This window comes from Anaerolineales bacterium, assembly GCA_030583885.1.
In the GTDB taxonomy this organism is placed as follows: domain Bacteria; phylum Chloroflexota; class Anaerolineae; order Anaerolineales; family Villigracilaceae; genus Villigracilis.
Genome location: CP129480.1, coordinates 3,173,785 through 3,198,922 on the forward strand (window position 1 = coordinate 3,173,785; position 25,138 = coordinate 3,198,922).

Below are 25,138 nucleotides of genomic sequence, written 5' to 3' on the forward strand. Positions count from 1 at the left end.
GTTTTCAAATTTCTGGGAAGATATTTCTTTTCTTAAAAATATCCGTCCCTTGCTTCATCACCGTAATATATTCCTTACAAGGCACTGCTTTCATTAAACCAATCTTTCTGGAATCGCCTGCCTGGATCAAGCACCGTTTGAATTGCCCGATCCAGGAGCCTGCAATAGCGCTTTGTATCCAATCTTTTGGAGTCCAATGCCTCATCCAGTTCCCAGGCATGGACACCGGAGGCATTGCGCGCAAACAGGAATTCCAGCGATTGACCGGGAGCAAACAGCCTGCCATGTGTCTGCAGTTGCAAGGCGGCTCGTGCAGCTGGTGATGGAGTCTTGTAGGCTTCAATTGTCCGACTTAACCTTTGACGGATGACCAATTCTTCCAATGGAACACGTCCGACTCTGAGATCTCGTTTTGCACATTCCACCAACTTCATAACCTCTGGAACGCGGTCTGCAAATTCATGCGGGGTATTCGCACCTGCCAGAACTTCCAGCACCGCAAATTGAACCTTTCTCACCCACAGGGTTGTATCCCTTCTACGTAACTCGATGCCACGATATTTGAGCGTACCATCCTGGAAGGCGCCAAAGTATTGATTGGGTACAGGCACACGTGCGTCTCTTTTTGACGCCAAAAATGCCACCCACTTGAAAACTCCTTCCAATGCAATGGGAATGCCTGTCTTCTCTTCGATGGCATTCATAAGTGACATAAATTCTGATGGCTTGTGAAACCCCTCCTGCTGGACGAACAAACAATCCACATACATATGTAAAATCGTGAATCCCAGATCCTCTGCCACCTCCTTGGCTTGCAACATCAACTCGCGGCTCATGGCAGTCACGGCTTCATGGGATTCGATTTTCCCAAAACGGGCATTCTTGTATCCCAGGTATCCAAAGCACACGACCAACAACCACTTGAGCGCCGCAGCACGGGCCTTGAGGATTCCGACTCTACAATCGCGCGGGTCGAGATCGGAGAGGATGTTCTTTAGCATTAGGCGTTTTTCCAACAGAGGTCGCAGGGTTTTTGGTATCAATCCCTCTGGCGCATTTTCCAGCCCAACGGTCTCCGGAGAGATATTGTGTTTCACCATGATTGCAGGATACATGGAAGAGAAATCGATCTGTGCCACATTACCGTGGAGTCCGATCAAGGGTTGGTAGATCAAACCGCCATGATCAGCGCGGATCAATTCGGACAGAGTCTTCCTCCCTTCAACTTGTTGCTTTTGGAGAGGGATCATGATCTCATTGCGCAAAGCGGTCAACATCTGCATGGCAGTGATGCCTGCACCGGGAGACTTGCGCGCCATTTCCTGCACACCAATGCCCGTAACACGCGCCTGTTCCATTGCGCCTTCCAAACCATATTCGCCGAAAGACATTGCATTCCTGCGGTCGATATGCCAGCGACCAAACAAATATGACTGCGCACCGCGATACGTCACCTGTCCATAGGCGAAATAACTATCTGCCTTGCGCGTCATGACCTGTCTGTTCTCATCACGATTCGGATTCAACTCAATGCCGGTTTCCTCAGACCACGCACCAAGTTGCGGGAACAACCAAGTATCACCGTAATCGGTCAGGATCAGGTCGGGATCAAGGCGCTGCAGGTCGGCTTTCAAGCCGATCAGGAAGGGTCTGGGTGAATCAAGGGACAGACTGTATTCCCTCTGCCCGTATTTCACATGCAATTGTTTGGGTTTCCGGATCGCAGGATTACAGTCCGGTGCAAGAGTCAGAATGCGCAGGGGAATGGGCACCGGGTCGATCTCCCAAGGCGAGGACAAAGGCTCAATGGACTGAATCCATTCATCATCGAACCTGACATGGCAGCGCCCCAATAAATAGGTGTTTGTCCGGGTAATAAAACGCAGGGTGACGGGAATATCCGCATCGTAGTAATCGATGGAAGGGAATTGCCTTTGTAGTTCCCCGAACATTTTTTGAAGACTGGCTGGATTGGAGGTAGTAACAGCCATTACATCCCGTTCGCCAAGAAAGAGATCGCGGCGGATGGTACGTGCCAGTCTGACATCTTTTTCTTTCAGGTAAATCCATGCCTGTCGTAATGAATTGAAGTCCCCTGCCGCATAGAACGTGATGTCAAATTCCATACGCAGGTGCAGGCGCTTGTCATCATCCGTCAGCAGCCATAGAGTGATTCCATCCTCCTCCGCATATACATCCAGGAGCCAGCCAATTGCCTCAGCCATATTCCGACACGGCTTCGCCATTCAACCCAGGTTTTTCTTTTTCAGTTCATCAAGTTCCTGCTGAAGTACCGCGATTTCCTTGGATTGCTCCAACAACATGGCAAGCAAGGCAGCTTCAAAAGGCAATAGAGACTCCGCCTGCCCGATGGCAGCAATGTGCCGACGCGCAGCGGCAAAGAGACCATCGAATATATACTGATCACTGCGACGCAAGGTACGCCGAAATGCCGAAAGATTGGCTTCGGTTTCTGTCAAAAATTGGGTGATGGTCACGAGAGTGCGACCCATATGGTTCGATCAGAAAAGCGCTGGTTGGGTGGGTTGGCAAATAGGCACTTCTTTGATGATGACCTCATCTGCTTGTCGGCAGACCTGCTCAAGCAGAAAACCGCGTTCCTCTGCCAGAGGTGGAGCAAGAGTCACAACGACTGGTCCGGATAGCCCGAGGCGTTGAATCTGAGACAGGCAGGATTTCAACAGTCGATCCGCTTCATAGGCTGGTACATGATCGTCATAGAATGTGTTCAACAAGTCCAGGATCAAATAGGGCTGGTTCAGGGATGGAGTGGAACTCAACAAGGTATTCATCTCATAGCAGGTGAAGGCGCGTCGGCTGAACAAGCGGTTTGCTGCCGTTGAAATATCCACCGTTTTCCTGCGCAATAATGTGGCAACCTGATACGGACGATACCGGTTACCGCCATCCATGATGGTGACTTCGCCGCGCAAGCCAAGTTCAGCGATCAAGACCATGCTTTCGGTGCGTGCAGCATCCGATGTGTAGATCACAATTAGTTTGCCGGTTTTGAGAACGGGAAGGATGTCCATGCCGACAGAATACAACCTCCCCTTCATATATAACAGCCCCCACCTGGGTGTCAGATGGGGGTGTTTTGGGGGTACTGTATGTAGTGGTGAAGACTGGGGTGAGCCCCTAGTGCTGGCGTTCCCACTCGCTAAAATCCCAGTAAGACATAAGAACGCGCAGATCATTGCGCTTGTGTACTTTAAATTTTCGAAATGCTGTTTCCAGACGATCCTTGACCGTTTCGCTCGAGATATGCAATCTTGCCCCGATCTCGCGGTTGGTATAGCCCAGACACACCAGCGCAGTGACATCCTTTTCGCGTTGAGAGAGAGACTCCCAGGTATTCCAGAGTCTTTCATTGGCTGTGTATTGTGTCAGACCTGCGGCCAGGATATCGGGGATCAAATCGTGTTCAGGACGGCCTTCGTCAGAGGATAGGGTGGAAAGCGTGACTTGCAGGCTTTCACTCGCATCAAAATGATAGGTTCGAGGACCGGGCGTTGGACGCAAGCCTATCAGGTACAGAAGACGATCCCAGATAGACATACTGCTGGGATAATAACAGAACAAATGTTCTTATGTCAAGCATCACGCATTAAAAATGCAACGCCCAGGGTGAGGGGGGCACCCTAAACGTTGCAAAGATATTTTACCAAATATTTCATCAAGCATAAAACTTCTGTCGCCAATTCCGATTATGGGCGAAAGCGACACTTGCCCCATACCCACCCATCCATCTCTATATCATGAGCAACCAATGACCTGGTTGCTTTTTTATCTTCTGGCTGTAAGCCTGTATGACCTGCGTGCTCATCGCATCCCGAACTGGTGTACCTATCCATTGATTCTTGCGGGCATGATCGCGCATTTCCCCGGACATATTGATTTGTGGCTGGCATGTTTCCTGCTGCTTTCCGCCTGGGCAAGCGGTTGGATGGGTGCCGGGGATGTCAAACTCTGGATGGCAGTTCTTTGGGCTTTACCCGATTCCAATATCCCATCCCTGATCCTGCTTGTATTCCTTTCCTTCCTGATCACCAGCATCATTCAGTTCTTCTGGAGAATTATTCAGAAGCAATCTCTCACCGGCATGAAATCCCCCGCCGCCTGGCGAACGATTCCATTTCTTCTGATGGTCTGGCATGTACACTGATCTCTTCCTTGCGATGCTCAACCCCAAAAACGCGCGCGGGAATCCCATTCTCTCCGCGCTGGTTTATACCTTCTGCCCCGCTGCCGCACGTTGGTGGCTGGTGGGCGCCGACCCTACCCCGCCCTTCGATCCCGTCTGGAAATCCCTCGAAGATCTATCATCCGGTGGGACTCTGCTCGAATTCTTGATCAAGTATGACTTTGACTCTTTGATCGAGGAAATTCGAACCTACATCCGCGAAGTGGAGGAATATAGAAGGCAACATAATAATCTTCGCGCCCCGGAACTTATGACCCTCTTTCGCGGCGGGAATATCTCCATGAGTCGCCGGTATGGTTCCCAGAATGCGATCAATAATCTCGGCGGGGATTGGCGCAACCTGTTTATTTACGTTCGCACCTGGGCATTCCTCTCCCAGGATTGGCGCGCCGCGATGTTGATCGGACGTGACGCTGGCTACAGCCTGAATGCGGAGAAAGTCTGCCTGACCCTGCCTGGAGTACGCCTGCCTGTCCAATTCGATACCTGGGTCTGGCAGATCCCTGTGGGACATGTCACGGAAACCAAGATTGGTTCACTCATCTCCAAAGGCGAACAGGATCAACTGCGCTTTTCCCTGCTAAGCCGCTGCACCACCCTGGGAAAACAGCCCTGGTCCAACACGCCTGCCATCGTTGCTCTGGATCGGGAGACCGGCGAAGCGAAGCATTTCGATCAACTCCTTGCCAACAGGGATCTGGAAAAAACGGTGGAGTCCCTGTCCAACCTTGCGAAGAAGGGTCCGCACCCACCCATTAATGCCCTGCGGCAGCCATCGATCTGCAAACAATGCGGATACCAGCAATTGTGTTTTACAAGGAACTATATCTCCCAACACGCCTTGAAGGACTTATGAAAAAACTTCGCATCCTTATCATCCTGACGATCTTCCTTGCCGTCCTGCTCCTGAGTGGATTGACAATGTCTGCCACGCCAGTGTATGCCTCCAACGCAAACCTGCTCCTGACTCCCACACCCACTGTGACGGTCACAGTCACGCCGACTCCACCCACGGGAGGTGGAGGAAGCACTACAACCACCATCTCGCAGATCTTCAATCACCTGATCTTCCCCGCCGAAACCATCTCCGAAGCCCTGGCGGGCATCTTCGATAAAGCTGCCGATAAAGAAGTTCGCGCCATGAGTGAGGAAGTGGCACGCTGGACAAGCGTGATCGGCGAGATCGTACAGGCTCCCAGTCAGGGCGATTACAGCACGGTGGCACAATCCAGTTTGCCGGTCGCGGCGGCATTGGCACCTGCCTTGTTTCTATTACGACTGGCGTTGTATCACTGGGGAAGGCTACTCGGTGATGATGACAGTGGCTTGCGTGTGGTTGGGGATTGGGTGACTGCTGGTGTATTGGCGATTGCATCCGGTCCATTTTTGGATCTGATCGTTCGTCTTGGATGGTGGATGGTTGGGAAAGTAATTGGTGAAACGGGAGGACTGGCGATCAGCTTCGTCGAGAACACTACAGCAACTTCCATTTTATTGGGTCTTGCCAACCAGACCTTCCTTGGCAGTTTACTCAACATCGGTCTATCGATTGGTTCATTACTCGCCATCGGCGGAATGTTGTTTGCGTTTGCGTCCGCCAATGCCGTTCTATTTATTCTTGCTGTACTCGCTCCACCTCTTGCTATTGCGAGCGTGTTGCCTCAGGCAACCTGGCTGCGTTCCCTATGGATGAAGGCAGTGATCTTGATTGCTCTTCTGCCTATTGTGGCAGGTGGAGTCTTCAAGGCAGGCATGGCAGCCAGTACTTGGATGGGTCAGCAGGGGTTGTTGTCCGCCATTCTGCGTGTCGTCTGGCTGTGGGGCGCGACCGGATTGTTGCTGTCACTGGCAGGCATCCTGGGCAAGATGACCATCTCCACCACGGCTGATGCCTTTGGCGGGATGATCAAGGCAGCGCAACAAATCGTTTCCATCGGGATATTGGCTGCCAGCGGCGTGGGAGCGGCGGGAGCTGGTGCGGTTGGAGCGGCAGGAGCCACGACAGGTGCAGGCGCATCTGCAACATCTACTGCCACGAGTGGACTGACCGGCGCGGAAGCCGCAATGGGGCATTTGAATGCGGCTCAGCAATTGACACAACAAGCCGGAAATTTGGAAGCAATGGGATTGCGTGCTCCGGCTGCCTACAATCGTTCCCTGGCACATGGACATGAATTGGCGGCGCGACAGGCGGAGTTGGGGCAACGAATGCAGCGCTTCAATGGCGCTCCACCCTCATCACCTTCAGATGACTTTGGTTTCTCGCCATCGGTGAATGCCTCCATTCAATCCAACTTCAACGGCTCCCCCCAGGAATTCCAGCAGGGCTTTCAAGCCATGTCCGCGGACATCTCTCAACATGGGATGGACCCAAATGTTTTCGCCGCTCAATACCCGCAGGAAACGGCACAGATGACACGAGCTTATCTGGATCATTCTGAAGAGATCATGACAGCGCGCGATCCATTGATGCGCGCTTCTGAAATCGGAAACGCAACACGGGTGAAGGAGATACTCACATTCATGCCAAACTCCAGGGATGAAGAGGAGCGCTCATGACCCTCGCAGAGACCTTTGCGCTGGTCTCCTTTTCCATATTCAGCTATGCCGACCTGCGCTATCGCCTGGTGCCAGGAATCGAAGTCTTTCTGTTTGGAACGATCCTTTTGACATTTCCCGCCACACCCATTCAGACCGGGATCGTACTGTTGGCATGTTTGTGGAGCATCTTCCGTAATCTATCCGGTTGGTTTGCCATACCCCTGTTGTTTTACCCACCTGTCTGGCCAGTGTTGTTCACCGGATATGGGTATCGCAAGGGCATCATTGGCAGGGCAGATTTGCTTGCGATTAGCGGGCTTGCCTGTCTTTTTCCTTTCCCTGCCGTATTGCTGTCTCTTCTGGGATTGGAACTCTGGCGCAGGCTTTGGATACGCAGACAACAAGGGAACATCCCTGCCCTGCCAGGTCTGTTGCTTGGATTGATCGTCTATCTCTTTTTGCGTTTATTCCTGCCGACTCTCTAGCGACACGAGCACACATCCCCCTTCCACAATTGAATAAGATGACCCCATGCCACGCTCTGGAACTTTGGGCAACCCACAGCCCTACACTCCTTTTGGTGTTTTCGCTGGCCTGCCTTTCTGGGGCGGCGGCTTGACATTACTCGCCGCAGCGCCAGGAATCGGAAAGACTTCCTGGCTGCTGCGGATGATCTTCGAGTCTGCCTGCCTGCATATTCCATCTGCCATTGGCTGTTATGAACACACCCCCGAGGAATTGCGTTTTCGCCTGTTTCTGCAAACAGAGGCAATGACCGGTGGACCTCATACGCAACCCTCGCAACCCGTTGTGGAGGCAGCCCTGGCACGCGCCAGTGAAGCGGTATTGCTATCGCTCAACTCAGGTGAGGATACAGTGCGCGCGTTGGAAGACATGTTGATCCATGATTACGCCTTCCCTGTCAAAGGGCCGGCACTGATCGCCGTAGATTATCTCAACCGCGTGCCTGTCGTTGGCTTGACCGGCATGATGAACGAAGAAGGTCGCAGTGGCGAAGCCGCCGCCGCGTTGCGTGAGATGGCGCGGCATCATGGTTGGGCGATCATCGCGGCAGCCGCCTTGAAATCCGAACGCTTCAATGATGGCGATGATCTATCCGCATTATTAGGCGATGAGCGTGTCCCGTATGAAGCGGACCGTGTGTTGGTGGTCAACCGCACCGGCGATGTCCGCGATTGCGGTTGCGCTCCGCTGGAAGTCCTGACCCTCAAAGATCGCACCGGACCGGCACGACGCTGGCCCATGCAGTTCTGGGGTGAACGTTTCTATCCCGCGCTCGAAGCGGAATTCCATAAACATAATCCGATGGCATTGTCATGAGTGAAGTCACATCCCTTTTATTGACCTTCCTGCGCGAAGCCTGGGTTGCCCTGGCAGGCGCATTTGTCGCCTTCGCGCTGCTGGCGGGTATTGCCCAGATGTTGCGCGTGAGTTCCGCTTCTGTATTAGGCGCGAATCTTTGGGTGTGGGAATCCATATCTGCGCTGATTTCCATTCTGGTGTTGGGCTTGTTTGCCTTCCTTGGAATTCCGCAGATCGTGAGCGCCTTGCAATCCACATTACCCGGTGTAGGTGGGTGCGGACCAATCAGTGAATTGGGCACACTTGCCTCTGGATTGATCGGTGGACTGGCAGCCTTGCGTATGTTGAAAGCGGCATTCACGACGATGTTGTCCGCTTCGATTGGTGGCGCATCCTCATTTGCCAATGCACTCATTGAATCTGGTGAAGCGCTCTTTGGCATGATCCTCGCCAGCGCCGCCATTCCCCTGGCTGCCTGGTTCCTCGGTACTTGTTGAAATTTCAAAGGAGAAGATATTTATGTTCGATCCCATCATGGAACAAATTCTGGCGATTGCCCGCGATGCCTGGGCATTCATGGCAGGACTCTTGATCGTTGTGGCATTGCTGGGTGGCCTGTATTTCATTCTGCAGGGCACGGCGGGTATGGCCTTCGGCGGAAGCCGCATGACATCAATGGCGATCATAGGTGTGGTCGGTCTGGTCATCATTGTGTTGTTTGCCTTCCTCTTTCTGCCGCAGTTGGGTGAGATGTTGAAGAACTTCCAACCCAAACCACCGTTTTAGGAGTGTCATGTTCAACGACCGTGATCTTGGCATCCTTGGCGCTGGCGCATTGCTGGCTGTCTTATGTTTATTCCTTCCGCTATCCTTCACCGGAAAGGTGGTGATCGGTTTTCTGGTATTGGTCGGGTTCATGGCGCTGGCTCTCCTGCGACTTGGACCCGACCGCGTCCCACCCGAAGTCTGGTTGATGCGTCGTTTTCGCTATTCGATGCAGACCCGGCAGTATGTCAACCAACAAGCAGCCACCCGCAGAACCGAAGGCGATCCACCTCCATCCAAACAAAAGGCACAGCGTCCGACAGTGGAGCGTGAACGTCCTGCTCCTTCATACCAACCACAGATGCCGCAAGCAAACATGCGCCCCATTGACCTCGCATGGAACGAAGTCGGAGTCTATCCGCTGTTGACTGTCCTGCTGGGAGTCGTGGGAATTTACTTTGCCGTCTGGCTGGCAAATGGTGGAGCGCAGGAACTCGCATTCTGGTTTACGTGGAGATAAGATGATTACGTTGATTTCAATACTTGGCGCCCTGGCGCTGGCAACCATCCCCATCGCCTTTGGCTGGCGTCGTACCGTGGACGAAGCGGGCATGGCGCGTGCGATGGGCATTGCGCAACCGAAGAAAAAATTCGATCCCGAAAAGTTTGCGCGTCAGACTGGAACAGGACTGGCGTTCAACCAGATCGCCTATGGCTTTCTGGCTTGGGTTGGCGGTGGCTTGGCAGGCGGCATGTTCCTGGGATTCTTTCCCGCCATACTGTTTGCGATTGCAGGTGGCTTGCTGTACGCAGGAACACTTTCCGACAAACGCCAGGAATTTCGCTTGAAGCAGGCCAAGGATATTTTACGTGGCTTGGGTGTAGTGGAGACATTGTTATCACAAGGCAAGCCATTGGGAGATGCCCTCGATGATGCGGCGCAAGCAGTGGGACCGGATGGCAGGATGGTGCTGGGTGATTTAGTTGTGCGCTTACGGACTGCACCCGCCGATGAAGCGGCATTAGCTGTCCGCGAATGGACAACCGCCTGGGACAATCCCGCCGTGGACATTGTCGCTACTTCATTATTAGCTTCCATCGAAGGGCGTATCGAGATCGGTCCGCTGGTGGCTTCCTTGCGAAAGACTCTTGGGACGGTTGTGGAAGTGCTGTCCCGTGCGCGTGCCGCCGCCAAAGGTGTCGAATGGCAGGCGCGTTTTCTTGCTCTTTTCCCTCCTGCTGTTTTGGTATTGATTGCCGTCACCACTCCCGAGGTTGGGAAGTTGTATTCTGGTAATCCGCTTTTTCTATCTCCTGTAATCCTCGGCTCAGGTGTTTCCTACTGGCTCTCGATGCGCATGATCCGCAACGGTTTGTCCATTGAAGCCTCGATGGGCTTGCAAGCCGGACAGCAGGGCGAAATTCGCCTGGATCGGCTGGGACGAGTCCTGTAATGAAAGGTTTCTTCCGATTTTCCATTGCCTTGATGACCGCCCCGTTGTTATGCGGGGCGGCTTTGGTGGTGGGTTATGTCATGCTGGTGGTTCTGACCATTCCGCAACTCCCGGCATGGGCGCAGCCCGGTGTGGAGCAATGGTTGTTCGATATCCCCCAATATGCAGAGACCAGCGACAACGGTTCGTATGGCAATTCACTTCCATCCGGAATGAGCGCTGTTCCCTTCGATGGCTATGTTGGACCCGGTTCTGATATCTATGGTTTGCCCTTGATCGGCCCCATTCCACATTGGGGTGATATCTATGACAAGCCATTATTAGGATGTAAGTTCCAAGACCCACATTACCAGACGCATACTGGTAGTGACTTTCCCGTGAATGAAGGCACACCGATTCATACAACCATCGCAGGCAAGGTCGTGTGGGCTGGCTCGAACGGTCCGTGGGGTAATCTGGTAGTGGTTGAGAATAATGGTTATCAGGTCTGGTTGGCTCATTTGAGCAGCATCCAGGTAGTGGAGGGGCAAATCGTAAACTACGACGATGTGGTGGGATTGAGCGGCAACACCGGCAATAGCACCGGTGCGCATTTACATTACGGCATTCGCCAGCAGACAGGGGAACAAAGCGCTGTCTGGCTGAACCCTCAAAACTATTTTACGGTCGATGAGTACATCAACATTGGATGTTCGGATTAACCCATGACAGTTCGATTGGGTGATGTTACCTTCTCTGATTGGATCAGCCTAAAATTTGAAGGCGGTTATACCGACACCTTCATATTCGATATTGACGCCTTGAATGGATTGCCACCATTTGACTTTCATCCCCTCTTGCAGCGCCTGGTTGCCGAGTTGGATAAAAAAAGACCCGGCGCATCTCTTTGGATCCGCGTGACATCTCCCGGGGAATGGTACCTGATGGAGGTCAAACGATCCATGACATCCGGGTTTTCCATTCCATATGTTGTCACTTCAAAAGACAAGACACCGGATTATCGCAGTTTCTCTTTTGGTCCAAGATTATTTTCTTCTTCACTCCATCATCCTCCCAAGGTGGACGATGAGATCTCCCGTTTCTCTCGTGAAGAGTTGAAAAGTCTCCAGGTTTTGACCAGAAACCGGAAAGGGATTGAGGAGGAGATCGCTTCTTTGACAGGTCTTCCTGAAACAATAACTTATGATGTTTTGCAGAGGCTTCAAAAAAGAAAAATGGTGGTATTCAAACTTGGCGAGCAGTTCCAAAAAGACAAGTCAAAGCCAAAGAAAATGGATCCGTACTGGATGTGGCATCCAACCCGCAAAGGAGTATCCGTTTCTTTACGCAGTTGGGGGGCATCAAATGGAGTGGATTTTAGCGGCGTGAAGGAATTGAACCCGCACTTAATTGGGACATCACATAGGACGAATTCCCGCAGGTGGCCGGCATGGTTACGATCCGCCTACCCACAAGTTGAAATATGGACGGGATGGACCGAAGTGCAACTTCCTGAAACGGCAGTGCGCCCTGACGGGCTTGCCTGGGGTCGGATTCAGGGTTTCGAGACCTTGTTCTGGTTGGAAATTGGGGATGAGCACAAAAAGAAGGAAGAAATAGAAGATATTACACGAAAGAGATGGACAGAAGCCTTGGCATTCTGTCGGGAAACTGGTGTCCGGCTTGTTTATGCACAGGTAAGCCCGGATTGGGTCAAGAAGGCTGCTCTCTGGGCATTTAAAAATTTACCTGAAGACATCGCAGTGTTGATGGGGAATAGGCGAAAGTATGGAAAACTTCCAAATGTTGAGTGGGGAAAAGTGACGATTATCTAAAATATAGTATTGACCATATAGCAGATTATCAAGTGGTAGAGATGTTGTTTTGATTGCAAACAAATTTAAAACCATAAACAGAATTTCATCTGCTATACTTTACGATCTCGGACCGGAAAGATAAGGGAGATACCATGCCGACACGTTTGATTGTTTCAGCCCCTGCCACAGGCAAAACAAATGCCTGTATCGACGATATTCGCGTCGTACTTGAAAAATACCCGCTTGCCAAAATTCGTGTGATCGTCCCGGATCGTTTGCAGGCTGCCTATTTCCGCCGTCGCTTGTCGGCCAGCGGCGGATCAATCGGTGTATACGTTGGAACATTCAACGACCTGTATAAGAATATCCTGGAAAAATCTGGCGGATATGTTCCTGTTGCCTCGAATGCGCTCCTGCACCGCATTGTTCAGGATGTTGTGGATACAACCCCATTGGTTCATTATGCAACCCTGCGGACCCAGCCGGGGTTCATTCTTGCCTTGCAAGATGTCTTTGCTGAACTCAAACGCGCCCTGATCTACCCAGAAACTTTCATCACTTCTTCAAAAGGTACTTCACTCGCTCAACAGGAACTGGCACAGCTGTATGTCGCCTATCAAACAAAGTTGCGAAATATGGGATGGGCGGATTTTGAAGGACTGAGCTGGCTGGCTGTCGCCGCCCTGGAAGAGTCCCCAAATCTGATGGAAAATTCAATGCAACTCCTGGTGGTGGACGGCTTTGACTCCTTCATCGGAACACAAAGAAGTATCTTACAGCTTCTGGAGAAATTCACCAACCTGCTGATCACCCTACCTGGGGATGCCGCATTTTTCCGAACTGCACATAGACGATTTGCTCGCACCTATTCCTCTTTGCAAAAAGACTTTTCACTGGAACTCTTGATAAATAATTCAACAAACTTTCTTCCCGCCGATATTGCCCATGTGGAAAGCCATCTTTTTACGTCCATCCCCACTTCCATCATAAAACCCACCCAACCCTTCCTGCGGGAACTACGCTCTCCTGCTGAAGAGTCAAGGGAAGCTCTGCGTTGGATCAAGTCCCTTGTCATACGAACTGCCATTCCTCTACAGGAGTGCGCGATCTTTGCGCCCGACCTGAATCAATATCGACCCTATCTGCACAGCGCGGCACTTGAGTTCGGAATGCCAGTTCATTTCACTCAAAGCGACTCTCTCACTATGTCGCCCGCCATCACAGCACTTCTCCATCTATTGAGCCTGCCAACACAAAACTTCCGAACTAATGCATTATTCAAAGTGCTGCGATCCCCCTACTTCTCCTTTGGTCTGCCCTTGGAAACAATCGACTCGCTGGAACAAATCAGTCACATCGGGATGGTTGTTGAAGGGCGGGAACAATGGAATGAAATATGGGAGAGACTCTCCCCATCCGGCACAAGCAGCCCTTTTGATCTCGACGATGAACGTACATTAAAAAAGCTTCCGCGCGGGATAGCTATCCAAGCGCTCCAAACCCATCTCGATGATTTCTTCCAAATGATCACACCGCCGGAAGGTGTTCGTACGCAGACGGAATGGACACGTTGGCTGGAAGACCTGCTGACCAATCTGCATTTTCATGAAAACAGCAACGGTGAACAAGATGAAATTGCTTTGGAAGGATTCCGAGAAGCGCTTCGTGCTCTGGTAATGAGCGAATCCATTGTGGGTGCTCGGGTGGTGGACTATCAACAATATCTCTCTGACCTGCAAAACACGCTGGCAGGCAGTGCGCTCTCCGAACCATCTGTTCCGGGCGCTTCCATCCTGATCGGAAATATTCGTGAAGCACGCGGCTTGCGCTTCAAGGCAGTAGCGATCCTTGGTCTATCAGAGGGGCTCTTTCCATCTGTAGAACGCCCTGATCCTTTCCTGCCTGAATCATTGCGGGAGGAATTGGGACTGGACTCGCGTTTGGAACGTGAACAGGGTAGTTTGTTCTATCAAGCAGTCACCCGCGCCGATGCCCACCTCCTGCTGACACGCCCCTATCTTTCAGAAGATGGTGAACTTTGGGAAGCCTCACCGTATTGGAACGCGGTGGAATCTTTGTTTGAAAAAAACACCACCGTACAAAAAATCCGTCCGGACGATCCGCGCCATCTTACGGATGCTGCCTCATCTCAGGAATTGTTGTTCTGGGCGGTCCGGCGCAAAGCATTGCCTCAACATTATGCCGACCTTGAAACACGCTGGCATCAACTGCAACACGCACGCGATGTGATCCGATCCCGCCGTGCCAAACTTGCCGATGGAACCTACGAAGGCGCAACTCATGATTTGCAAACGGAACTTACCAAACGGTTTGCGCCCGAGAAGGTTTGGTCTGCTTCGCGACTGGAAACCTATGGCACTTGCCCGCAGATGTTCTACGTTAAAACCGTACTTGACCTGGAGGTAACTGCACCCCCATCCCTGGGATTGGACATTGCCCAGGTGGGTTCGATCCTGCACAAGGTCCTGGAAGAGGTATACCGAACTGCCGATAATCCAGAGGAAGTCGATTCAGTGCTGAAGCGTCTCCCCGAAGTCGCCAAATCGGTCTTTGCCACAGCGCCACAGGATTTTGGCTTTCGTCCCTCCGAGTTGTGGGAACTCGAACAGGGCCAATTCATTGCGATGTTGGAAACCACAATTGTTGCACTTGCTAAAGCCTCGGAAGGCTGGAAACCAATGGCATACGAACAAGCCTTTGGGATCCAGGACACTCCCCCCTTGGAAATCAAGTTGGATGGAGAAAAGGTGCTATTGCGAGGCTTGATCGACCGCATTGACCAGGATGCAGACGGGAATCTGCGCGTTGCTGATTACAAGACTGGCAGTTCTCACTTATCCAAAGAAGATCTGATGCACGGCAGGCGTTTGCAACTGCCGTTGTATGCCCTCGCTGCAAAAGAAGCTTTGAAGTTGGGTGAACCTATTGAGGGAATGTATTGGAAAATTCGAGCTGCAGAATCCGGTTCTTTGAAGCTTTCCACGTTCAAGTCCAAAACGGGCGAAGGCATTGAAGTTGCGATTCAAACCTCAAAAGAGCACCTCACCCGTATCCTGAAAGGCATCCGCACCGGCGACTTTCCTCCCGTTCCACCCAAAGGCGGCTGTCCCGAGTATTGCCCCGCCGCGCAATGGTGTTGGCGTTATCAAAAGGGAGGCTGGTAATGGCTGAGACACTAGCACAACGGGTTGTCAACACCTTTGGTCTGACGAAGGATCAGCGTACATCCGCATTAGAGCGCGGAAAAAATATTATCGTTACCGCCGGCGCCGGCAGTGGTAAGACCCGCACCCTAGTCGCAAGGTACGCGTCCTTGTTGGCAGATGGGCTTTCCCCACGTCTGGTGGTGGCGATCACGTTCACAGAAAAGGCTGCCCGGGAAATGCGCTCACGTTTACGCGGGGCATTGTTGGACCTGGTATCCAAGGCGGATACCTTAGATGAACGTGCCTTTTGGACATCCCTGAACAACCAGATGGATTCCGCCCGGATCGGCACCATCCACAGTCTGTGCGCCGAGATCCTGCGCGCCCATCCTGCTGAAGCCGGGGTCGATCCACGTTTTGATGTGATCGACGAGGGTTTGGCAAAGACCCTCAAGAAGCAATTGGTGGAAACGGTTGTGATCGGTATGGTTTCCCAGACAGAATACAGATACTTGTTTCAAGCGTTGGGAACTCAGGGAGTACAAGACCTGCTTGCCATCCTGCTGGACAAGCGACTGGAAGCAAGTGAGATATTCGCATCTGCCCTGGATGGGGACGCCATTGTGCGCTCTCATCTCGAAGTCCGGTTTCATGCTCCAGCAGTCATGGATTGCATCAAGGAATTACGTGGTTTCACAGAACGGCAGGTATTCGATGACGCGGGCGGTAAACTCGCCCCACAGATCATCGATCTATTGAAGGAATGGGAAAGCGCAGAAGAAGCGTTTACAAAGGGCGACGTCATCGCTTGTACCCAACACCTGCATAAAGCGCGCCGCGATTTTCTGAAAAAAGGCGCGGGCAAAAAAGGCAGGGTAAAGGAAATCCATGCCGACCTGCAGGCGGTATATGATGAATTTCTTGACCCCTTGATCGGTGGCGCCAACTCCAAGGATGAACCGCCCAGCGCCGAATCCGAAGCGACCTTTAAGACAATCCTACCCCTAGTCGAAAAAAGTTTTGAGACCCTGCATCAGTCCTATCGATCCGAATTACAACTGCGCCACGCGCTCGACTTCGATGACCTTGAATATGGGGCAATGTCCCTGCTCCAACAAGATGCGATTCGTGCTGTCTGGCAGAATGAAGTGCAAGCCCTGTTGGTGGATGAATTTCAGGATACAAACCCGCGCCAACGCAGGATTGTGGATGCCCTGGCAGGCACAGGTGGTCGGCTTTTCGTGGTGGGCGATGACCGTCAAAGTATCTATCGGTTCCGTCGTGCCGACGTAACTGTCTTTCGTGAAGTGCAGTCGCGAGCCCACGCCCAGGGTGATCTGGTCCTTGATCTGGATATCACCTACCGCGCCCATGAGTCCCTGTTGGATGCCACCGGCAACCTGCTCGCAGGTGTAATGGGAACAGAGGATCGTCCAGGGCAACCTTTTTATGTTCCATTCCGTCCGTTGAACGCGCATCGCAAAGCAAAACCAGATCATATCTCCGATCCGCATATCGAGTTCATCCTGGGCGCCGGGGAGGACGCCGAAGATGCCCGTCCCATAGCGGCGCAAGCCCTTGCCCAGCGCCTACTCAAACTCCGTGAAGAGGGACAGATCCAAAGTTGGGATGATGTCGCCCTGCTCTTTCGCGCCTCGACCGGATATACCTGGTATGAAGATGCCTTCGAAGATGTCGGCATTCCTTTCGTTACGGTGGCAGGACGGGGATTTTACGAACGTCCTGAGATCCGCGATATCCTGAACATCCTGCGCGCCTTGGCGGACCCTGCCGATGATCTGGCAATGGCAGGTTTGCTGCGATCCCCCGCGTTCGGTTTAAGCGATTCCGCGCTGTATCTCTTGCGCCATCATGGAAAGAAGAAGTCGTCTTATTGGAATGCCCTGCGTGAAGATATTTCATACCTAAACGAATCAGATCAAGCCTGCACCAGACGAGCGGTATCCATCTTGAATGATCTCCTCCCGCGTGTGGATCGCGAATCTGTGGCAGACCTGCTCAAGGAACTGGTTAATGCAGTTGATTACCGCGCCGTTCTTGCCATTGAGGGTGAAGGCGGTTCAAGTGGACGACTCTGGCGCAATCTCGACAAACTGCTCGCTGATGCACAGAGCAGCGGCTTGGTCAGTGTGCGTGATTTTCTGGAATACCTCATCACCCTCAACGATGCCGGCGCCCGCGAGGGAGAAGCCCCTGCTGATGCGCAAGGCGCCGTGCGTCTGATGACTATTCACAAATCCAAAGGGCTGGAGTTCCCCGTTGTAATTCTGGCGGATGCCACCCGCACCACCATGAATAGAAGTGACCCAGTTTATCTTCTGCCGGAGATGGGCTTGTCCATCCAGATAAAACCGGAGCCCATGCTGTATCGTCTCTCCAAACAATTGGATGACCTGCAAAACGAAGCTGAGTCTGGACGCCTTTTGTATGTCGCCATGACTCGTGCCAGGGATAAGTTGATCGTCAGTGGGCATGTCAGCCAGGGCAGAAGCAAGATTGCCGGCTGGATGAAGGAACTATGTGTGATTTTGGAAATCTCTCCTGATGAGCTTCTTGACGAAACAGGAAACTACTCTCAACCCAAGACTGCCCAAAAACATCCTGTTCTGGTGTGGTGTTCACATGGGCAGGGTGCGCAGTCCCAAACGGCGGCACTTACTCCATCCGCATTACCAGCAGAACCACAGGCATCACCCTTGTATGAGCCCATAATCGATCCTGTACAAATTTCCATTGAAGCGGATGAGGAAACCGTTCGACGCGTCTGGCGTGCGACCGAGCCGACATTATATGTGCCGCCCAGTGTGATCGGACAGATGACACATAAAGCCCTGGAACTCTGGCTACACGTGGATGACTCCCGACTGATTCCCCTGCTAAAATCACTGACGCTGGATGCCGGGCTTGCGACCGAAGAGCAGCGCGTCGAGGCGGTGCGGCGTGTGCTTGAGTTGATCGAGCGTTTCTGTGCCCATCCGTTGCGTGAAGAGATCGAGCATGCCGATGAACGTCATCATGAGGTGCCGTATACCCGCATGAATGGAGACCATTCCGAGACGGGATATATCGATCTGCTCTACCGCAAAAGGGAAGAGTGGTTCGTGGTGGATTTTAAGACCGATGCGATCCGCTCAGAAGAACAGTATAGGGAATTGGTGGGAAAGTATTCCAGGCAACTGGATCGATATGCCAGCGCCATCAAGCAACTATTTGGGCAGGAGCCAAAGTTATCGCTTTGTTTCCTGGACAACAACGGGCGAACGCATATCGCGAATCAATCCTAATCCTTAGCGGAAAAATTCATTAGACAAATCAGCCTCCCTAGCCTACAATAACAGACAATCAAGAAACCCTGTTAAGGCACGCCTTTCTTCATTGTGGATGTAAAAACCATTTTATTTTTTGAGATGGGATCCGCCCTGCGGGGAGTTCAGAAACAAATTGAGTAGTAGTGTATGCCAAAACGAAAAAGAAAATCCAATCAAGGTTGCTGTCTGGTTTCGTTGGTGCTTTGGCCGTTCCAATTGTTGGAGAGTCTTGTTAATTCCCTCGGTTCTCCGAATACCACCCCAAGACCTCAGACAACGCAGAGGAAGAAGATCGCGCCTGCCAATACCAAAAGGGTAACTAGCGCGGATCGGTTTGTAGATGTTACGCCTGCCGGGATGCAAAGCTATACGCCTTCCATAGGCGTCACCATCACCTATGAAAACAGGGGGACGAGCTTTGTAAAAGAAGCGCAAAAGTTGAAGGGTAAGAAGGAAAATTTTGCCAATCATGTGCCTTTCAAATGTTACTGGCCGACCTACAGTGACATGAATGGCTCGCAGCAACAATGGTACTTTTATTGGAGATCCCAGACCCGACAGAATACATTCCATCCCAGTGACCTAAGTTACATCTTCATCCATGTATATGAGGTCTTGAACCTGGTCGAAACGCCCGATCCAATTCAGGCGGCTGAAAGAATTCGTATCATTTGGCTGGCATATCGCGAAAAATATCCAAACCTGGACCGCTACCTGCCAGATTGGGGAGGCGATCTTCTGGCTGTAAAAGTTGGTGGCGCCCAGGCATTGGCATGGTGGGAGTCCATCCTGAGCGTGGATGGGGTGGATATACCCGATTCCATTGTCAATATCATTGTGGAAAAAGCAATCCGCGCCAATGGCGTCGATGCGCTTCCTTATAAGATCTGGTCCCTATTGTCCGACTACCAGCCACGAAACAAGTTTTATCAAAAATACAACACAGACCACTTCGTCGATTATTCCTATGAGAAAGCCATCAAAGTCGCCAACGCTCACTATCTCAAAACAACCGGAAAATCTGTAATCGACCAGTTCGTATCAGAACGCGTTCTCAATTATGAGAAACCTGTTTTTGCCTCCGCCTTAATCGGTTTTTCCCATCCGGCTACCGCACGTCTGGCGACCGGGAGGGATTATGCCGGTTCAACACGGTTGGCAAATAACATCACATCCATCATGAAGTATGCCGAAAACATCCTGAGAAAACAGTTGAAGTTCTCGGCAAAGTTATCCGGCATTGAACTACCCGCCGACCTTGCCCAACAGCTGGATCTGGCGTTCCAACAGGAAAAGACCCGTCCCAGAAAACCTGAGCCCATCAAGATCACCATCGATCAGGAGCGAGTCGCCTCGCTGCATGAAGAGAGTCGGGTGGTAAGCGAGATGCTGGCTACAGAACAGGTCGGTGCAGAAAAGGAATTGCTGACCGATCTTGAAGAAACCCGTACCCTTTGGAAATCCCTGCAATCCTCTGAGCGGATGGTGCTTGCCGGATTGCTTGCGAAGGAATGGAACACATTCGAACAGATCAACATCGCCCTTGGCGTGGAACTGGAACAAGTTTCCGTGCTTCTGGAATCGATCAACAAGAAATCGTTGAGTGTGCTTGGCGATAAAATGGTATATCAAACCGCCGATGCCATCCACCTGGCAGAGGATTTTATGGACGAATTGGAAGTTGTCGTAAAGGAGATGCCTCCCAGCCAGGATGACGCCTCTCAGGAAGGCATGGATGAACCCTTCAATCCGTGGGTGCAATTCTTTGACGCACTCGACCCCGTGGAAGTGGAGATCACGAAACTTCTTGGAACAGGCGGACAATTGGAGGAAACAGAACTTGATGTCATTGCCAGGACTCACAATGCAATGGGAAACGCGGTCATGGATTCATTGAATGAAAAGGCGCAGGTACACATTGGGCAACTCCCCTTTTACCTGGATGGGACAACCTGGTTTGTGGAGGAGGAATATCTCCCGCTCCTGCGCGGACATCTTGGACTTGAGGTGAAATAATATGTCGATCACAAAACGCGAAGCAAAAACAATCCTGACTTCATTAAGCGCCGGTGTGGTTCCCCGAACGGGTCTTCGGCACATCTCCGTCGGACGCCTGTCGGAAGTGGCTGCCCTCAAAAGCGACCTGGATCATAACCGGGAGGGCGGCGCGACCGTTCGTTTTGTCATTGGCAGATTTGGCAGTGGTAAAAGTTTTCTACTACAGCTGATGCGCACCTATGCCCTGGAAAGCAAGTTTGTGGTGGCGGATGCGGATTTCTCTCCCGAACGCAGGCTCTTTGGTTCCGGGGATGAAGCCATTGCCACCTATCGGGAATTGATGAAAAATCTCTCGACCCAGACACGCCCGGATGGCAATGCGTTGCCAACGATCATCGAACGCTGGATCTCCGGCATCCAAACCAGTGTCGCCACAGAGAGTGGTCTGGATCACGGCTCCCCAGAGTTCGTCAGTCAAGTGAAAAGCCGGATCCTCAGCACGCTCAACGACATGCAGGAACTGATCCACGGTTTTGATTTTGGTTCCGTCCTGGCTGCCTACTATCAGGGATATGCAGAAAACAATGAAGAATTGAAATCCAGCGCCCTGCGCTGGATGCGCGGGGAATATGGCACCAAGACAGAAGCCTACGCCGCGTTGAAGATCCGAACGATCATTGACAGCGATAACTTCTATGATTATCTAAAGGTGTTTGCCGTCTTTTTCCGAAAGATCGGCTACAGCGGCTTCACGGTCTGTTTGGATGAAGCGGCTTATCTTTACACGATCACCAACAGTGTTTCCCGAAAAAATAATTACGAGGCTATCCTCTCGATCATCAATGATTGTTTGCAGGGCAAGGCGGCACATATTGGCTTTATCTTTGGCGGAACACCCGAATTTCTGGAAGATCAACGTCGCGGGTTATTCAGCTATGAGGCATTACGCTCCCGTCTGGCAGGTAATCGTTTTCTCGGGGAGGGATTGCAGGATTTCACCGGACCAGTTATCAAGTTATCTTCCCTAACCGCGGAAGAGATTTTCGTCCTGCTCCAAAAGATCCGCGAGATCCACCAAAGCCAGGCTGCAGCTCCGGTGAAAATGACAGACCAGGATATCCATGCCTACATGGAGGAAACGCTGCGCAGGATGGGCGCCAGGGAATTTACCACGCCGCGTGAACTGGTGCGTGAGTTTGTCAATCTATCGAATTTGCTGGACCAGTATCCGGAGAAGACCTGGCAGGAAATTGTCATGGGCTTGCCGGCACCGAAGGAAGACCAGCCGCAAGATGTTTCAATCTCCAATGATGAAAACCCATTGGATCGTTTCAGCGACTTCAAAGTGAACTAGCATGTCTTCCCCAAACGCCTTTGATCGACTTGCCCCGTTTGTACAGGAATTTGTCTATCGTCTTGGTTGGCAGGAACTTCGGGAACTTCAAGCCCAGGCGATTAACGCGATCTTTGACAGCGAGAACGATGTCCTGATCACAACCGGCACCGCCAGCGGCAAGACCGAAGCGGCATTCCTTCCCATTCTGAGCCTGATCGCCCAGGAGCCAATGGGATCGATTAAAGCATTGTATATCGGTCCGCTCAAGGCGTTGATCAACGATCAATTCCGCAGGCTCGATCTATTGTGTGAAGCAGGCGATATTCCCATCCACCGCTGGCATGGCGATGTGGGCAGCAGTCAAAAAGCCGACCTCATCAAGCAGCCGGGCGGGGTCCTGCAAATTACCCCCGAATCCATTGAGAGTCTATTTGTCAACAAAACCAATCACCTGCATCGTTTATTTGGCGGTTTGCAGTTCATCGTAGTAGATGAAGTCCATTCCTTTATGGAATCGGATCGCGGTGTGCAACTCCGCAGCCAGTTGCAACGCATCGAGAAGTATGCAAAATCCAACCGTCCAAGACGGATTGGTTTGTCCGCCACCGTGGGTGATACGGAGGCGGCAAAGAGGTGGTTAAATCCAACCGACCCCTCGAAGGTGCAGGTCATCGACCCAGATGTCAGCCTGCCCCCAACGAAGTTAAGCCATTTGCATTTTTCTCTTACAAAAGAGGATATCCCTTCCGAACTGCTTGACGATCTCTATGCTCTTACCAAGAACAAACGGTCGCTGATCTTTTGCAACAGCCGTAGGCATGTGGAGGTTCTGACGGCAGAATTGAACCGCCGCAATCAACGCGAACGCCTGCCTGAACATTTCCTTCCCCATCATGGATCGATCAGCAAGGAAATCAGGGAGGACGCGGAAGTCCGCATGCGGGATGATGACCGACCTTCCTCCGTGGTTTGTACGAACACGCTGGAATTGGGGATCGACATCGGTCAGTTGGATCTTGCCGTGCAAATGGACAGCACTCACACGGTGATGTCCTTTGTACAACGCTTGGGACGAACCGGACGGCGGCAGGATGCCAGCCGCATTATGCAGATTTACACATCAGAGATCGAGTCCGAAGCAGGTGATGAATTCTATGAAAGAATTCCCTTCTCCTTGTTGAAGTCATTGGCAATCGTGGATCTCTTCCTCGAAGGCTGGCTTGAGCCGCCCCTTGAGAGAACCGTTGCCTACAATGTTCTCTATCACCAAATGCTTTCCAGATTAGTGGAGACACATGGCAGTTCCCCCAAGGATTTGGTGGGGCATTTCTTAGGCTCGAATGTTTTCCCTGGTGTGACATCGCAGGAATATGCCGGTCTACTCAAACATTTGGGAGCTACAGATCATATTGAACAGTTGGAAACAGGCGAGATCATTCTGGGGCTGACTGGTGAAAAGGTGGTTCGTTCCAGGGATTTCTATGCTGTTTTTACCACTCCGCCGGAATGGGATGTTTTCCATAAGGAACGCATTCTTGGACGGATCAGTCCTCGTCCAGATTTGGCTCCCGGTACTTGCCTACTCTTGGTGGGCAGGATATGGGAGGTAAAGCAGATATTTGAAGACAAGCAGCAAGTCCTGGTGGAGCCGGCGAAAGACTCCCGCGATGTTATGTTCCTTGGGGCAGGCATCCCTGAAATGCATCCGCGTATTGCTCAGCGTGTTCTGGAAATTCTATTATCTGACAAGACCTTTTCATATTTGGATGCAAATGGGCAACGTGCTGTGGCAGATACGCGCCGGCTCAGTTTGGACTGGGGTATTGGGCAAAAGCAGATATTTGAACTTCCTGGAAATTGGGTGATCTTCCCCTGGACAGGCACACGTTCTGCCCGGACGCTTCAATATTGGTTCCAAGCTTGTGGACTAAAAGCCGACTTCCCCATGATGATGTTTCCCTGGGTTATGACCATTGCCAAGGCAGAAGGTGAAACCAGAGAGCAGTTTACGTCCAGATTGCAGGATGTTGCCCATTCGGGATATGGTTTGGAAGATATTGTCAACATGATCCCGGTCGAGATCCAACGCATCCAAAAATTCGATGAATTTATTCCTGATCATTTGATTGCGAGACGCACCGGACAGGAATGGCTGGATTGGGAACAGGCAAGAAAAGATTTACAAGGTATTATCGTTTCTAATTTATACAAGGATCAAATATACCAAAATGAGAAATAGTCAAGGCAAAATGCTCTGTAGCAATTTTTCTTGCTCAATAGGATTTGAACTTCATGAACATTAATCATGAAATACAAATTAATTACTCGACTTCAACGTCGGAAGATAATTTTTCCGATTTAAATTTGTTATTCGATCTTGCTAATAAAACTACTTCAACATCAACTATTTCTATAAACATGGAGAGAGCAGGATTTATCACACCATCTCGCGCTCTTGGATTAATTCTTGTTTGCCGGCATATATACGGGATTACAAAAAAAAAGGTGTTGCTGAGAAATGTTTCCCGAGAAGTGCAAAAATATTTACAAAGAATGGATATTCCTGTTGGAGCACAAGATTGGTTGGAAATAGAGAATTTAGGTGCAGATGAGTGGGCACGAAATTCACACACCAGTCAATTATTGGAAATGACCAGGATTAGTACAAATTCAGATGTTGAAAAAACTATTGAAAGAGCCGAGAATATTTTTAGTCATTGGCTAAACAAGAGTGCATTAAATAGCTTGTTGGGTTCTTTAAGCGAACTGTGCTCAAATGTCTACCAACATAGCGCTGACAAAAATGGGATTGTCCTAATACAAAAATACGAGAAACAAGCACTAAACGTGGTCAATGTGCAAGTGGCAGTTGGGGATCTTGGATGCGGGATAAGGGGAAGTTTAGAATCGCGCTATGGCCTCATAGCTGGCTCTGCAATTGATTACCTCAAATTGGCTATGGAAGGACAATCAGCCAGAGACACAGGACGCGGTGGACTTGGTTTAAGACGGGTTGAGCAAATCCTGCAAGATAATAACGGTTCGCTTTATTTGCGGTCTCATGACGCTACGGTACTAAGCCACTTTAAGGCGGGTAGGGTATTTACATCTGAGACAGTTTTTTTTCCAGGAACACAAATCGCGCTGGGGCTCAATTTCTCTTTACTGCAAAGCTAATAACACATTTTTCAAGCTTGACTCAAC

Annotated in this window: 21 protein-coding genes; 17 read left to right on the forward strand and 4 right to left on the reverse strand. The window is 51.2% G+C overall.

Annotation, left to right across the window (positions count from 1 at the left end; all coding sequences use genetic code 11):
* Nucleotides 1–74: 74 nt before the first annotated feature.
* The 4 genes from QY332_15855 to QY332_15870 form a co-directional block, all read right to left on the reverse strand.
* Nucleotides 75–2,225 carry a DNA polymerase domain-containing protein gene (locus QY332_15855; GenBank protein ID WKZ35089.1) on the reverse strand — a complete coding sequence of 717 codons (2,151 nt, stop codon included), beginning with the start codon at nucleotides 2,223–2,225 and terminating at the stop codon, nucleotides 75–77.
* Nucleotides 2,226–2,246: 21 nt separating this feature from the next.
* Nucleotides 2,247–2,498 (reverse strand): hypothetical protein, encoded by a 252-nt coding sequence (locus QY332_15860; protein ID WKZ35090.1) that lies wholly within the window; start codon nucleotides 2,496–2,498, stop codon nucleotides 2,247–2,249.
* Between the two features lie 24 nt (nucleotides 2,499–2,522).
* A complete protein-coding gene (locus tag QY332_15865) occupies nucleotides 2,523–3,053 on the reverse strand; it encodes a hypothetical protein (GenBank protein WKZ35091.1) in 531 nt (176 codons plus the stop codon).
* Nucleotides 3,054–3,159: 106 nt separating this feature from the next.
* Nucleotides 3,160–3,579 carry a LuxR C-terminal-related transcriptional regulator gene (locus QY332_15870; protein WKZ35092.1) on the reverse strand — a complete coding sequence of 140 codons (420 nt, stop codon included), beginning with the start codon at nucleotides 3,577–3,579 and terminating at the stop codon, nucleotides 3,160–3,162.
* Nucleotides 3,580–3,790: 211 nt separating this feature from the next.
* Here QY332_15870 and QY332_15875 point away from each other — a divergent pair, with 211 nt between their 5' ends.
* The 17 genes from QY332_15875 to QY332_15955 all read left to right on the forward strand — a co-directional run bounded on the left by QY332_15875 (nucleotide 3,791) and on the right by QY332_15955 (nucleotide 25,111).
* Nucleotides 3,791–4,186 (forward strand): A24 family peptidase, encoded by a 396-nt coding sequence (locus tag QY332_15875; GenBank protein WKZ35093.1) that lies wholly within the window; start codon nucleotides 3,791–3,793, stop codon nucleotides 4,184–4,186.
* On the forward strand, nucleotides 4,176–5,081 hold the full coding sequence (locus QY332_15880) for a hypothetical protein (GenBank protein ID WKZ35094.1): 906 nt from the start codon (nucleotides 4,176–4,178) through the stop codon (nucleotides 5,079–5,081). The genes QY332_15875 and QY332_15880 overlap by 11 nt, the downstream gene beginning before the upstream one ends.
* A complete protein-coding gene (locus QY332_15885; protein WKZ35095.1) occupies nucleotides 5,078–6,784 on the forward strand; it encodes a hypothetical protein in 1,707 nt (568 codons plus the stop codon). The genes QY332_15880 and QY332_15885 overlap by 4 nt, the downstream gene beginning before the upstream one ends.
* Nucleotides 6,781–7,251, forward strand: coding sequence for a hypothetical protein (locus QY332_15890; GenBank protein WKZ35096.1), 471 nt, complete (start codon nucleotides 6,781–6,783; stop codon nucleotides 7,249–7,251). Before QY332_15885 ends, QY332_15890 begins: the two co-directional genes overlap by 4 nt.
* A gap of 46 nt (nucleotides 7,252–7,297) precedes the next feature.
* Nucleotides 7,298–8,107 (forward strand): DnaB-like helicase C-terminal domain-containing protein, encoded by an 810-nt coding sequence (locus QY332_15895; GenBank protein ID WKZ35097.1) that lies wholly within the window; start codon nucleotides 7,298–7,300, stop codon nucleotides 8,105–8,107.
* Nucleotides 8,104–8,586 carry a hypothetical protein gene (locus QY332_15900; protein WKZ35098.1) on the forward strand — a complete coding sequence of 161 codons (483 nt, stop codon included), beginning with the start codon at nucleotides 8,104–8,106 and terminating at the stop codon, nucleotides 8,584–8,586. Before QY332_15895 ends, QY332_15900 begins: the two co-directional genes overlap by 4 nt.
* 22 nt (nucleotides 8,587–8,608) lie before the next feature.
* Complete coding sequence (locus QY332_15905; protein WKZ35099.1) at nucleotides 8,609–8,875, forward strand: hypothetical protein; 267 nt, start codon at nucleotides 8,609–8,611, stop codon at nucleotides 8,873–8,875.
* Nucleotides 8,876–8,882: 7 nt separating this feature from the next.
* Nucleotides 8,883–9,374 (forward strand): hypothetical protein, encoded by a 492-nt coding sequence (locus tag QY332_15910; GenBank protein WKZ35100.1) that lies wholly within the window; start codon nucleotides 8,883–8,885, stop codon nucleotides 9,372–9,374.
* 1 nt (nucleotide 9,375) lies between these two features.
* Nucleotides 9,376–10,308 carry a hypothetical protein gene (locus QY332_15915; protein ID WKZ35101.1) on the forward strand — a complete coding sequence of 311 codons (933 nt, stop codon included), beginning with the start codon at nucleotides 9,376–9,378 and terminating at the stop codon, nucleotides 10,306–10,308.
* Complete coding sequence (locus tag QY332_15920) at nucleotides 10,308–11,009, forward strand: M23 family metallopeptidase (GenBank protein WKZ35102.1); 702 nt, start codon at nucleotides 10,308–10,310, stop codon at nucleotides 11,007–11,009. The genes QY332_15915 and QY332_15920 overlap by 1 nt, the downstream gene beginning before the upstream one ends.
* A gap of 3 nt (nucleotides 11,010–11,012) precedes the next feature.
* Entirely contained in the window at nucleotides 11,013–12,122 is a 1,110-nt protein-coding gene (locus QY332_15925; GenBank protein ID WKZ35103.1) for a hypothetical protein, read from the forward strand.
* Between the two features lie 134 nt (nucleotides 12,123–12,256).
* Complete coding sequence (locus QY332_15930) at nucleotides 12,257–15,289, forward strand: exodeoxyribonuclease V subunit gamma (GenBank protein WKZ35104.1); 3,033 nt, start codon at nucleotides 12,257–12,259, stop codon at nucleotides 15,287–15,289.
* Nucleotides 15,289–18,576 (forward strand): UvrD-helicase domain-containing protein, encoded by a 3,288-nt coding sequence (locus tag QY332_15935; GenBank protein ID WKZ35105.1) that lies wholly within the window; start codon nucleotides 15,289–15,291, stop codon nucleotides 18,574–18,576. The genes QY332_15930 and QY332_15935 overlap by 1 nt, the downstream gene beginning before the upstream one ends.
* A gap of 381 nt (nucleotides 18,577–18,957) precedes the next feature.
* Nucleotides 18,958–20,616 (forward strand): TerB N-terminal domain-containing protein, encoded by a 1,659-nt coding sequence (locus QY332_15940; protein ID WKZ35106.1) that lies wholly within the window; start codon nucleotides 18,958–18,960, stop codon nucleotides 20,614–20,616.
* Between the two features lies 1 nt (nucleotide 20,617).
* Nucleotides 20,618–21,952, forward strand: a complete 1,335-nt coding sequence (locus QY332_15945; protein ID WKZ35107.1) for an ATP-binding protein — start codon at nucleotides 20,618–20,620, stop codon at nucleotides 21,950–21,952.
* Nucleotide 21,953: 1 nt separating this feature from the next.
* Nucleotides 21,954–24,173, forward strand: a complete 2,220-nt coding sequence (locus QY332_15950) for a DEAD/DEAH box helicase (GenBank protein WKZ35108.1) — start codon at nucleotides 21,954–21,956, stop codon at nucleotides 24,171–24,173.
* A gap of 53 nt (nucleotides 24,174–24,226) precedes the next feature.
* Complete coding sequence (locus QY332_15955) at nucleotides 24,227–25,111, forward strand: hypothetical protein (GenBank protein ID WKZ35109.1); 885 nt, start codon at nucleotides 24,227–24,229, stop codon at nucleotides 25,109–25,111.
* Nucleotides 25,112–25,138 lie beyond the last annotated feature (27 nt).